Raw genomic sequence first — 12,305 nt, forward strand, 5'->3', positions numbered from 1 at the left:
GCCAGTAATGTGATCAAGGAATATCACATACTACTGGCTCAGCTTGTAGCTACGGTATCCACTGCTTCAGTAACTGCCTAAGCTTTTCGGCTTCTATCCTTACGCCGCGCTGCTCGTACCATTGGATGCTAACAATCAAATAAATTTGGCAAAATACCGTCAGTTTAGCTTGAGCGTATGAAGGCATTGCTTGCCGCTTTAGAGAAAAGTAAGACTCAACTATCGTAAGTGCTGCTTCAACACCACAGCTAAAACTACACACCAGCGCTGCTAAATCAAAAAAGATGTCACTATGACAAGCATACTCAAAGTCGATTAACCGAATCCCTTCTGGGCTTTGAATAATATTGCTCATGACTAAGTCATTATGGCAAAACGCCTGATCCACGGGTAAAGAAGCTAAGCTTTCGATAAGCCATTCGATATCAACTAAGTGACGCAATTTCTCATCAATAGCCTGAACATAACCGACTAGGTCCAGCACCTCGTATACTTCAAGCTCTAAGCTATGCACCTGAATAACTTGTGCTAACAACGCAGTATTTAACTTTGGCTCAGCACACACTTCTGGCATAAAGGTGAACAGTGCCATACGAGTGCGTAGGTCGTACTGCAGTACTTTAGAAGTAATGCCTTGCTGTGCTAACTTATTCTGTGCCTTTAATGCCTCAGTAGGAATACCATGGCTATAGCATTTTAATAGGTAGCTTTCGCCCTTACTCACCATCAGGTAATTATTGTTACTCACACCTTTAGTTAGCTTTTCTAATCGCTCAGCTGAAACCTTGAATACGGTATCCACCTTTACTTTTAATTTTTCAAGCTCAGAGTGCTGCAAGCGTCTTTCCTTGCTTAGCTTCATATTCTTCGTACCAACGCTTGTAGCCCCAACACGCCATCAAGGTGTAGAAAATAAATAGTACCAGCGTAGGATAGAAACCTTTAAGGTAATAAAGGTAGATGGAGGCTGCATCAATCACGACCCAATATAACCAGTTTTCAAGAATTTTCTTAGCCACTAAATAGGTCGTCACCACCGCAAAGCACGTGGTAAAGCTATCTAAATAGGCGAGATCTGCTGCCATATAATGCTTGGTGAAATACCCGAGCACAACGGAAACAACTGAAGTGATAACAATGATTGAAAGATGTTTTGATAACGACCAAGAAACAATATCACTGGGCTTGTTTTTGTCACCCTGACGCCACATCCACCAGCCAACAACGGCCATGACCATATAGTAAAAGTGCAGCAGTGATTCCATCACTAGTGCTCCGTTCCAGTACAGCACGGTATAGATGAAGGTGTTAATAAAGGCCACAGGCCAACACCAAATATTCTCTCGAATTGCCAGCAGTAAATAGGCTACAGCCAGCACCACAGCGATATACTCCCAACTCGACATCGCAGTGAACCCTGCAAAGGTTTCAGTAAACCAGTCCATTAATCGCAGGCACTATCAGCTGGAGATAAATCGCCTGAGATAAACTTACAAACAAAAATACATTTTCCGTAAGCTTCAAATGAGTGTTTCATTTCTTGATTCAATACTGAAGTCACTAAATCAAATTCACCAAAGACCTGAGTTGACATCGTGTTTGTGATCACCTTGATCCCTTCATGCTCATTCAGCCTATCAATAAAACCTTTAATAAAAGGGATATAGTCTTGGTGCAGTGGGTACTTGCTTATTTCAACAGAAACTTGCATGGGCGCTCCTTACAAATGGCAGCCGATTATTAATATTGCTGGTTTAGATTTTCCCCACCGGTAAAATCCGATTTTGGGGTATAGTTAATCCAATCTTGCTGATAGATAATTTTACCTTTTTCGTCAAACTTTAGCACTATCAGAAATCGCCAAGGCCCTAACTCGCGTGACGCATAATTAAAGCGATTAAAAACGCCTCTAGCAACCACAGTTCTAGTCGTGCTATCGACTATCTTATCTTCTACCACTAAGACGGGTTGTTCATCCAGCACAGCAAAATTCCCAGCAGACCAATTTAAAAAAGCCGTAATCTGATCTTTACCTTGTGCCTTATGGCCAAAAACCATATCTTCCAGCACGGCATCTTCGGCATAGAACTCGATAAACTGAGTAAAGTTCTGCCTCTGAGCATAGGTATTAAAGTAAGCATCGGCATGGCTGATGAATGTATCTTTCTTACTGATATTAACCGAGTTACTACAACCACTCAGTATTAATATAAAGAATAACAAGAACCGATAGCGCATCATAGCCACTCCAAAAGCCGTATTAATCGAGTATAAAAAAAGCGCCTGTAGCGCTTAATTCGACGATGATAAAATGTGTATTTTTATACTGTCACTATACCCAATGGTTTAGCGGTTTTCCACGCTCCACGGGTAAAGTCTGGAATACTCAATGATTCACTGCGATTAGCCACTGACTGAGCCGATAACGGAGAAATTACCGACCAAGCTGCACCGTCGTATACGTCTTGATCTAGCGCTTCACCATTGCGCAGGCAATAGATCATGCGCCAGAACATTAAAAAGTCCATACCACCATGACCACCATTGCGCTGTGCTTCTTCACCCATTTTCGTCCAAAGCGGATGGTCGTATTGTTTGTACCATGGATCCATTTCGTAATCCCATTCATGGAAACTCTTAGCACCGCCTTGCTCTAACGCGATACGATTAGGGAAACCAGCAAAGACCCCATTAGTTCCTTGAATAAGATTGTGACGAGAATAAGGCCTAGGCGTGGTCGTATCATGTTGTACCATGATACTGCGTCCTTTGATGGTCTTAATCATCGTGGTATTCATATCACCCGCAATATAATGTAGTTGATTGCGCTCATGATCTGCCGGAAATTCGCGTTTTGCATAGGCTGCACGACCTAGGGCGGGAGAACTCATAGAAGTTAAGTAATCAAAACGATCACCTCGGTTAATATTCATGTACTGAGATACTGGACCTAAACCATGAGTTGGATATAGGTTACCATCTCGCTTAGTATGCCAGTGTGTACGCCATGAGCCGGTCTTGTGCTCAATTTCCTTCATTTGCCAACGTAGCTCATGAATATATGCAGCTTCACCATGCAATAACTCACCGAATACACCTTGGCGAACCATATTCAGTACCATCAACTCATCGCGACCGTAATTGACATTTTCCATCATCATACAGTTCTTTTGCGTGCGCTCTGCGGTGTCGACTATCTGCCACATTTCTTCAACGGTCAACGCTAAAGGCACTTCAACAAACGCGTGCTTACCACTATTCATGGTATCAATTGCCATCGGCGCGTGCCATTTCCAAGGCGTTGAAATGATAACGATGTCAATATCGTCCCGATTTAGCATTTCTTGATAAGCTAAGTCACCACCACGATACAGCGCAGGTTTCGGCAAACCTCGCTCGCGCACAAGATAGTCAGCCGATTTTTCAAGCACTTCATCATGGGTATCACAAATCGCGACAATACGTGCACCATCGATGTGACTCATGCGCTTTACATGACCATAGCCACGTTGGCCAACCCCAATAAAACCTACCCGAACCACGTCCATTTTTGGTGCTACGAGCCCAATGACAGAGCGGCCTTGTTGCTTAGGTACAATGCTATTATTTTGATTCGAGCTTGCGCACCCAGCTACTACACTCGCAGCCGCTGCCGCTCCTGCGGCTTTTAAAAAGTCGCGGCGGTTTATATTTTTCATTCTTACTCCTAAACGATACTTCTTAACAGCACTAATACTGCTCGCTATCAAGCTAACCTATCCCAATCTTAGGTTCAAAACATTGCGATAAAGCCGCAAAAAAAGCGCTTGAAGCGCTTTTTCTTAAAATATACTAAATCGTTAAATTGCTCTGATAATATTATTCAGACAATCCTCTTTTTCTAGCACACTGGAATACAACGCAAACTGGTTCTTCGCACGGTCAAGATTATGATTGGCTCTGTGGGTTGCAAAATAATTATCTCCATCTAAGTGATCTGTTAAAAATCGCAGACCTATCATGAATGGCATCACTTTGGCGCCAAGAATAAAACTGTCTTTTTCTGCTTCAGTCACACTGTCTTGTAACGGTTCAATATACCCTTGTGCCAACGCAGCAAAGATATTTTCTCTTACCTGCACATTACTCAAGTTCGTAGAGTCTTCAGCTTCTGGTGAACAGAAGGTGCGCACCATATCGCCAAAATCAAACAACCAGTTACCCGGCATACAAGTATCTAAGTCGATAACGGCTCGTGCTGCATCACTCTGTGTTGAAAACAGCATGTTGTTGATTTTGGTATCGTTGTGGCAAGCTCTAAGTGGTACTTGTTTTTGTGCCTGCTGCAATTCTTCTGCAAGTGCAAATTGCTGCTGAAAAGCGGCGATAACATCACTGCACTTTTCCGCGCGACCATGCTCATCTTTCGCTAGTACTTGGTTAAATGCGTCAATACGCATCGCCAAGTTATGAAAGTTTGGAATGACATGATGTAACTGCGCCGCATCAAAGTCATTTAGCGCATGTGCAAACTGCCCGAAGGCATTTGCAGCCGTTAATGCTTGTTGTTCGTTTGCCACTACGTCTTCGCTATAACTGCGGCCAATAAATGCAAGCGCACGCCAAACTTCGTCATTAATATCGACTAAATATTGGCCTGAACTCGTCGCTAGATGCTTAATGATAGCGAGACTATATTCACCATTTAAGGCTTTTGCTGTTAAGTGCTGTTCAATCGCTCGCGCATTTTCAACAAGGTGTAAAGGGTTTGGAAACACCGTGGTATTTAGCTTTTGTACTACCATGGTTTTGTGGTTGTCCTGCAACAGCATAGTCGTGTTGATATGACCACTACCGATCGGCTTCATTTTAGCTTCTTCACTAATGAGACCGTACTCATCAGCAAGTTGTTGCGCAACGGCTTGATACTCCATATTCACCTCAAAAGGAGTTAAGTCGGATGTAATTGTGTGGAGATGATTATCTTCCCTGACGTGCTTCATAAATCTTTCTCGCGACAATGTCTAGTTCGCTCTTATAAGTTATACCGTACCAATGTGATTTAGCTTGGTAGACCGACACGGTTTGTAGGCCCTTATTGATACTATGTTGGATACAATCCGGCAGATAATACTCTTTTTTGACACCGTTGTCATAATTCCTTAAAAACGCGTTAAACCCGACTTCTAATGAATCAAAAAGTGACGGTGTCACCCCCCAGCAGGTCATCGAAGCCAGCGCAGAGCTTGCTATCTTACACCGCTTACCTGCAATATCACCTGACAACTCGCCGTTTTCAAAGCGAATATCTAATGCCTCTTCAACCGAGTGTAGTTGTTGCGCTTGTACCTGACAAACGCCACGGTTTACTCCACCTTGATCTGATAAGGTATTTATAATTGGGTATGCGACCATCGCCATATTGCTATGATGCTGAAAATGTTCAACAAGCTGCTCAAATGCATCAGGCCCGTAATAATCATCCGCCGTAATAACTATCGCAGGCTTATCAACGTATGGTTTTGCACACAACAGTGCATGTCCTGTGCCCCATGGTTTTTCTCGCCCTGCCAAACAGTCGATAAATTCATTCGGAATATCGCTAAGCCGCTGCTGCACTAAAGTAATGTTCAGCGCCTTTGGCAATCGTGGCAATATCACATTTTCGATTAGACTTCGCACTTTATCATTGATGATCAAAATAACATCGCGCACACCAGCATGATGCGCATCAATTATGCTCAATTCCATAATGCTTTTATCGATACTTGGCAGCTCAGCAACCTGCTTATTACCACCAAAGCGGCTTCCTAATCCACCTGCCAAAATGATCAGCTTAGGGGGGTGTTCGATTCCTATCATTGAAAAAATATCAAAACTCAAATAAGCGGGTAAGTGTACTGAGCTTTTGCACAGAATAAAAGCAATTGCGAGGAAAGGCGTCCTCGCAATTAGTGTGAACTAGCTAAACTTTTGGCATAAGTATTTTATTTCTTGGTATTCAAGCAGTCCTTCCTGTGCTCCTTCTCGGCCAAGACCTGAAAACTTCACACCACCGAAAGGCGCTACAGGATTGGATATGATCCCTTCATTAATCCCAACCATGCCATACTCAAGCGCATGACTTACTCGCCTTATTTGATTGCCATCATTCGAATAAAAATAAGCAGCAAGCCCTTCTGGCACAGAGTTTGCCATTCTTACCACATCATCTTCACTCTCAAAATCAATAATGCTGACAATCGGTGCAAAAATTTCTTCATGGAAGATCCGCATGGTGCTATTTACACCCGTGATAACTACTGGTGCCATAAATTGGCCGTTTTGTTTATCGCCTTGATAAGCGATGCTCGCACCTTTAGCTAACGCATCTTCCAACAACTGCTGTGCTTTTTGTTTGGCCTCAAGTGAAATGAGTGGACCAATATCAACACCTTGCTCTAAGCCATTTCCCAAGGTGAGCGTGCTTACCTGCTGAGTGAGCGTATTGAGTAGCTCTGCCGCGATACCTTTCGCAACAAACACACGATTTGCGGCCACACAAGTTTGTCCTGCATTTCTAAACTTCGCGGCCATCAAGCCACTTACCGCTTGCTCAACATCAGCGCTGTCGAAAACAATAAATGGTGCATTACCACCAAGCTCCATTGACGTTCTTTTCACCGTATCGGCACATTGCTTCAACAACGCACTCCCCACTTGTGTTGACCCCGTAAACGTGAGTTTTCGCACCTGTGGTGACTCAGTAAGATGTGCTACTAACCCTTTAGAATCGTTAGTCACTAACACCTGAAAAGCGCCAACTTCCATTCCAGCCTGAATAGCCAGCTTTGCAAGGGCGATGGCCGCAAGAGGGGTTTTCTCAGAAGGCTTTAAAATAAAACTACAGCCTGCGGCATAAGCTGGTGCTACTTTTCTGGTGATCATCGCCAGTGGAAAATTCCACGGTGTGATCCCAAGTACAACACCAACCCCTTGCCTAATAGTCGTTAGCTCATGAGATTGAGAATGACTAGGAATAACCTGACCATAGGCGCGCTTGGCTTCTTCGCTATACCACTCAATAAATCCTGCAGCATAATCCGCCTCGGCAAGTGCCTCCTTAAGCGGTTTGCCTTGTTCCTTAGTGACGATTTCAGCCAACACCTGACGATGCTCTATTACTAATTCATACCATTTTCTAAGTACTTGACTACGGGCATGTGCTGTCGTGCTAGCGAGTTTTTCGAAGGTTTCAGCCGCTGCTTGCAGCGCTTTATCAGTTGCCTGATTATCCGCCTCCGAAACCTGAGCAAGGTGCTCTCCAGTTGCAGGATTAACCACATCGACATGCGTTTTACTATGATGTGCTTGGCCATTGATAAGTGAAAATTCGGGATTACTGATGAGTGACATAGCGTTCCTCCTAGAAAAGCAAAAAGCCGTAGTATAAGACTACGGCTTTTATTAAATTTGTCAGTAACAACCTAGGTTGTTAGCAGCTCTTAATGGTCTTCATTAACGATATTGAGATTGTACTTTGGAATTTCAACCACTAAGTCTTCATCACTAATTATCGCTTGGCAACCCAAACGAGACTCAGCTTCAAGACCCCATGCTTTATCTAGCATGTCATCTTCTAACTCATCGCTTTCTTCCAGCGAGTCAAAACCTTCACGAACAACGATATGGCACGTAGTACATGCACATGACTTTTCACAGGCATGTGGAATACTGATTCCGTTTTTCAACGCCACATCGAGTACAGTTTCACCCGTTTTCGCTTCGATTGCAGCACCTTCCGGACATAACTCTTCATGGGGTAAAAAGATAATTTGTGGCATATTACACCTCGTCTACCGACTGCCCTTGCAGTGCCTTTTTAATTGATTCATCCATACGGCGTGAAGCAAAATCACTACTCGCCTGATCGACTTCTTCGATCGCCTTTTTAATCTGCTCTGGATTGTCTGCACTTTCGCGAATTTGTGCAAGTTCAGTCATTGCACCACGCAGTGTATTGAGCTCATCTTCTGCCAACAGATGACCATCCGTTGCAAGCGATGCCTCTAACGCTTCCAACACACGCAGTGCTTCAACCTGCTGCTCTTTAAGCATACGAGCGCTCATGTCTTCTTTGGCATTGCTCATCGAATCTTTTAGCATTTGTGCTACTTGGTCATCGCTCAAACCAAACGACGGTTTTACCTGGATCTCAGCCTGCACACCTGTCGACTTTTCTTCAGCCGAAACACTCAATAGACCATCCGCGTCAACTCTAAAAGTGACTCGAATATGCGCAGCGCCTGCCGCCATTGGTGGAATGCCTTTTAGACTAAATTTAGCCAAGCTACGACAATCATCAACGAGTTCACGCTCACCTTGCAATACATGCAATGACATAGCAGTTTGACCATCTTTAAAGGTGGTAAACTCTTGTGCGCGTGCAACAGGAATAGTGGTATTACGCGGAATGATTTTTTCAACCAATCCACCCATAGTTTCTAAGCCTAAAGACAATGGCAATACATCAAGCAGTAACATGTCAGAGTCAGGCTTGTTACCCACTAAAATATCAGCTTGGATAGCAGCACCTAATGCCACTACACGGTCTGGATCGATTGATGTTAGCGGCTCTTTGGCAAAGAAACGCCCGACTTCTTCACGCACCACCGGCATACGAGTCGAACCACCCACCATTACAACCTGTAAGACTTCTTCTGCTGTGACATCGGCGTCTTTTAACGCGCGGCGACAAGAGCGCAAAGTCTTTTTAATCAATGGCATTGCCATTTCAGCAAATGTTTGACGCGTGATCGAAACTACCAATTTTTGCTCGCGAACTGGTAGCTCTACGTTTACCGTTTCATAGCTTGAAAGCGCTTCTTTACAGGCTCTTGCCTTATTGATAAACAAGCGTAGCTCTTTTGGGTTTAAATCAAATAGCTGCGTTTGCTGTTTAAAGAAATCGACCAACAATGAATCAAAGTCATCACCACCGAGGCTAGAATCACCACCGGTTGATAATACCTCAAACACTCCTTGGTTTAAGCGTAAAATAGAAATATCAAACGTACCACCACCAAGATCATAAACCGCAATCACGCCTTCTTGACCAGAGTCTAGGCCGTAAGCTACCGCAGCTGCAGTCGGCTCATTGAGAAGTCTTAATACTTTTAGACCAGCAAGCTCGGCTGCGTCTTTTGTACTTTGCCTTTGTGCATCATCAAAATACGCAGGTACAGTGATCACTGCGCCCATTACATCTTCACCAGCAAAGCTATCAATAGCACGTTGGTGTAATGTTTTTAAAATTTCAGCGGAGGCTTGCACTGGACTTACAGCGCCAGCTACGGTTTCAATAGCAAGCGAACCGTTATTATCGACAAAGTTATAAGGCAACTGACCATAGCTTTGTTCTATTTCAGACTGCGTTTTACCTAAAAAACGTTTTACAGAAATAAGCGTATTAGTCGGGTCTTCAGCAGAAGCGGCTTGGGCTTGTTCACCAACGATAACCTCTGAGTCGGTGTACCTTACTACCGACGGCAGCATAGGTTTACCCATTAAATCGCTAAGGGTCTTCGTTTCGCCACTTTGTACTGTTGCCACAAGAGAGTTCGTGGTACCTAAGTCAATACCAATCGCTAATTTATGCTCATGAGGTGCCGCGCTCTGCCCCGGCTCAGCAATTTGCAATAATGCCATAATGCTCTTTTCACTTTAACGTTTGTTGATGCTATACATCATCAATCGAATAATTCATCTTCGATACGTGCTAATTCGTCGCGTAACTTGTAGACAAACTTTAGCTTACGAATATTGTCTGCTGCGGCTTCTAATGTGCTCATGTCATCGCTTTGAAGCTGCTCGGCAAGGGAGGCGCTAAACTCTGTATCTAACGCTTTAATCTGTGTTTCGAACTCTGCAATCGCGCCGTCAGGATCCGCCGCATCAGGCAATTCTTCTAATGCTTCGCGCAGCTCCATCTGTTGCATTAAAAACATCGGATCTTGCAACGTTTGTTGCTCCGCACGTATGTCTACACCCTTTTCGCTTAGCATATACTCGGCGCGTTTAACTGGGTGTTTAAGTACCGCTAGCGCGTCATTGATCTCTGCGGTTTTCTGTACCGCGAGCAACTTCTCACGCTCACTTCTACCAGCAAATCTATCTGGGTGAACTGCACGCTGTAGCTCTAAATAGCCTTGATTTAGTTTGTTTAAATCAACGTGATAATCAACAGGTAAATCAAATAATTCAAAATAACGCATACGCACCTAATACAGTAAAGCCCCACCAAGGCAGGGCTTTAAGCTATTCACTGTTGCAAACTATACGGTGAAGCTTTCGCCGCAGCCACATTCGTCTTTCTGATTTGGGTTATTGAATTTAAACCCTTCATTCAGACCTTCTTTTGTGTAATCAAGCTCTGTGCCGTCGATATAAACTAAACTTTTTGCATCAACGATGATTTTGACATCTTTGTCTTCAAATACTTCATCGCCTTCATCTAAATCGTCGACAAATTCGAGAACATAAGCAAGACCTGAACAGCCCGTGGTTTTAATACCAACGCGCAGCCCTATGCCTTTTCCACGGTTACTCAAAAAGGCTAATACGCGATTAGCGGCTGCATCTGTTAACGTCACTGCCATAATAGTCTCTTACTTCGCTTGTTTACTCTTATAATCTGCAATCGCAGCTTGAATCGCATCTTCTGCCAAAATTGAGCAGTGGATTTTCACTGGTGGCAACTCAAGCTCAGCGCTGATATCAGTGTTTTTGATAGTGGAAGCTTCTTCTAACGATTTACCTTTCACCCACTCAGTCACAAGGGATGATGATGCAATCGCGCTACCACAACCATATGTCTTGAATTTCGCATCTTCGATGATGCCTTCTTTTGACACTTTAATTTGTAGTTTCATTACGTCGCCACATGCAGGTGCCCCCACCATGCCCGTTGCTACGCTTGGATCGTTCTTGTCTAAAGAACCTACGTTACGTGGATTCTCAACGTGGTCGATAACTTTATCACTGTAAGCCATAACTATTTCCTCACTACCTGCTTGCGGCTGGATAGTATCCAGCCAGCGGCTAAAACTTGCTTAATGGTGTGCCCATTCAACGCTATCTAAATCGATGCCATCTTGGTGCATTTCCCAAAGCGGTGACATCTCACGTAAGCGACCAATAGAATTCTTAAGAAGATTGACGGTGTAATCGATCTCTTCTTCTGTCGTAAAACGACCAATACTGAAACGGATAGAGCTGTGTGCTAATTCGTCGTTACGACCTAGAGCACGCAGTACATAAGATGGCTCTAAGCTCGCCGATGTACATGCAGAACCTGAAGAAACCGCAATGTCTTTAACTGCCATTAGTAGACTTTCACCTTCAACAAAGTTGAAGCTAATGTTTACAATGCCAGGTACTGATTGGTCGATAGCACCATTAAAATAAACTTCGTCCATATCCATTAGGCCGTCCAATAGACGCTGACGAAGCGCACTGATGTGTGCATGGTCTTTTTCAAAGTCTTGCTTAGCAATTCTAAATGCAGTGCCCATACCCACGATTTGGTGAGTAGCAAGAGTACCTGAACGCATACCGCGCTCATGACCACCACCGTGCATTTGTGCTTCTAAACGCGCGCGAGGTTTACGGCGTACGTACAACGCACCTATGCCTTTAGGGCCATAAACTTTGTGGCCAGAAAATGACATAAAGTCTACTTTCAATGTTTGTAGGTCGATTAATACCTTGCCAGCACTTTGCGCGGCATCAACATGGAACATGATCTTGCGCTCACGACACATCTCACCGATAGTCGCGATATCTTGAATAACACCTAGCTCGTTATTAACGTGCATTACGCTCACTAAAACAGTGTCTTCACGCATGGTTGCTTCAAGCTTTTTCAAGTCAAGTAAGCCGTTGTCTTCAACATCCATATATGTCACTTCAAAGCCTTGACGCTCAAGCTCACGACAGGTGTCTAGTACAGCTTTGTGCTCTGTACGAACGGTGATGATGTGCTTACCTTTCTTTTTATAGAACTGTGCAGCACCTTTGATTGCAAGGTTGTTTGACTCAGTTGCACCAGATGTGAAAACGATTTCACGCGGGTCAGCGTTGATTAAATCAGCGATATCATTACGCGCCTGATCAACCAGTTCTTCTGCTTGCCAACCGAAACGGTGTGAACGAGAAGCTGGATTACCAAAGTTACCATCCATTGTCAGGCACTGCATCATCTCGTCTGCAACACGCTGATCAACCGGAGCGGTTGCTGCATAATCTAGATATATCGGTAATTTCATTTATCTCTCCGCTTGACGTCA

At 44.0% G+C, this 12,305-nt stretch carries 14 protein-coding genes; all 14 read right to left on the bottom strand.

Translation table 11 applies throughout. The features are described from left to right. Positions 1-49: 49 nt before the first annotated feature. The 14 genes from CTT31_RS15255 to CTT31_RS15320 all read right to left on the bottom strand — a co-directional run bounded on the left by CTT31_RS15255 (position 50) and on the right by CTT31_RS15320 (position 12,284). Positions 50-862 (bottom strand): phosphotransferase, encoded by an 813-nt coding sequence (locus tag CTT31_RS15255; protein ID WP_260491539.1) that lies wholly within the window; start codon positions 860-862, stop codon positions 50-52. Beyond that, entirely contained in the window at positions 825-1,445 is a 621-nt protein-coding gene (gene pnuC, locus CTT31_RS15260; protein ID WP_039493061.1) for a nicotinamide riboside transporter PnuC, read from the bottom strand. Before pnuC ends, CTT31_RS15255 begins: the two co-directional genes overlap by 38 nt. Then, positions 1,445-1,711: a YkoF family thiamine/hydroxymethylpyrimidine-binding protein gene (locus tag CTT31_RS15265; RefSeq protein WP_017218496.1), complete on the bottom strand. Its 267-nt coding sequence runs from the start codon at positions 1,709-1,711 to the stop codon at positions 1,445-1,447. Before CTT31_RS15265 ends, pnuC begins: the two co-directional genes overlap by 1 nt. A gap of 29 nt (positions 1,712-1,740) precedes the next feature. After that, positions 1,741-2,241: a nuclear transport factor 2 family protein gene (locus CTT31_RS15270; protein WP_260491540.1), complete on the bottom strand. Its 501-nt coding sequence runs from the start codon at positions 2,239-2,241 to the stop codon at positions 1,741-1,743. Between the two features lie 80 nt (positions 2,242-2,321). Beyond that, positions 2,322-3,698: a Gfo/Idh/MocA family protein gene (locus CTT31_RS15275; RefSeq protein WP_039493056.1), complete on the bottom strand. Its 1,377-nt coding sequence runs from the start codon at positions 3,696-3,698 to the stop codon at positions 2,322-2,324. A 141-nt stretch (positions 3,699-3,839) separates the two neighbouring features. Then, entirely contained in the window at positions 3,840-4,913 is a 1,074-nt protein-coding gene (locus CTT31_RS15280; RefSeq protein WP_045988907.1) for a phosphotransferase enzyme family protein, read from the bottom strand. A 46-nt stretch (positions 4,914-4,959) separates the two neighbouring features. Then, positions 4,960-5,841 carry a nucleotidyltransferase family protein gene (locus CTT31_RS15285; protein ID WP_069022632.1) on the bottom strand — a complete coding sequence of 294 codons (882 nt, stop codon included), beginning with the start codon at positions 5,839-5,841 and terminating at the stop codon, positions 4,960-4,962. 99 nt (positions 5,842-5,940) lie between these two features. Further along, positions 5,941-7,374, bottom strand: a complete 1,434-nt coding sequence (locus tag CTT31_RS15290) for an NAD-dependent succinate-semialdehyde dehydrogenase (RefSeq protein ID WP_211858619.1) — start codon at positions 7,372-7,374, stop codon at positions 5,941-5,943. A gap of 89 nt (positions 7,375-7,463) precedes the next feature. Next, complete coding sequence (gene fdx, locus CTT31_RS15295) at positions 7,464-7,802, bottom strand: ISC system 2Fe-2S type ferredoxin (protein ID WP_010607222.1); 339 nt, start codon at positions 7,800-7,802, stop codon at positions 7,464-7,466. 1 nt (position 7,803) lies between these two features. After that, positions 7,804-9,666 (bottom strand): Fe-S protein assembly chaperone HscA, encoded by a 1,863-nt coding sequence (hscA, locus tag CTT31_RS15300; protein WP_211858620.1) that lies wholly within the window; start codon positions 9,664-9,666, stop codon positions 7,804-7,806. 41 nt (positions 9,667-9,707) lie between these two features. Continuing rightward, entirely contained in the window at positions 9,708-10,232 is a 525-nt protein-coding gene (gene hscB, locus CTT31_RS15305; protein ID WP_211858621.1) for a co-chaperone HscB, read from the bottom strand. A 60-nt stretch (positions 10,233-10,292) separates the two neighbouring features. Beyond that, complete coding sequence (gene iscA, locus CTT31_RS15310; RefSeq protein WP_010378967.1) at positions 10,293-10,616, bottom strand: iron-sulfur cluster assembly protein IscA; 324 nt, start codon at positions 10,614-10,616, stop codon at positions 10,293-10,295. 9 nt (positions 10,617-10,625) lie between these two features. Then, positions 10,626-11,009, bottom strand: a complete 384-nt coding sequence (gene iscU / locus CTT31_RS15315; protein ID WP_010607219.1) for a Fe-S cluster assembly scaffold IscU — start codon at positions 11,007-11,009, stop codon at positions 10,626-10,628. A gap of 60 nt (positions 11,010-11,069) precedes the next feature. After that, entirely contained in the window at positions 11,070-12,284 is a 1,215-nt protein-coding gene (locus CTT31_RS15320) for an IscS subfamily cysteine desulfurase (RefSeq protein WP_010378962.1), read from the bottom strand. Between the last annotated feature and the right edge of the window lie 21 nt (positions 12,285-12,305).

It is taken from the genome of Pseudoalteromonas maricaloris, assembly GCF_024746855.1.
GTDB classification, from domain to species: Bacteria; Pseudomonadota; Gammaproteobacteria; order Enterobacterales; family Alteromonadaceae; genus Pseudoalteromonas; species Pseudoalteromonas maricaloris.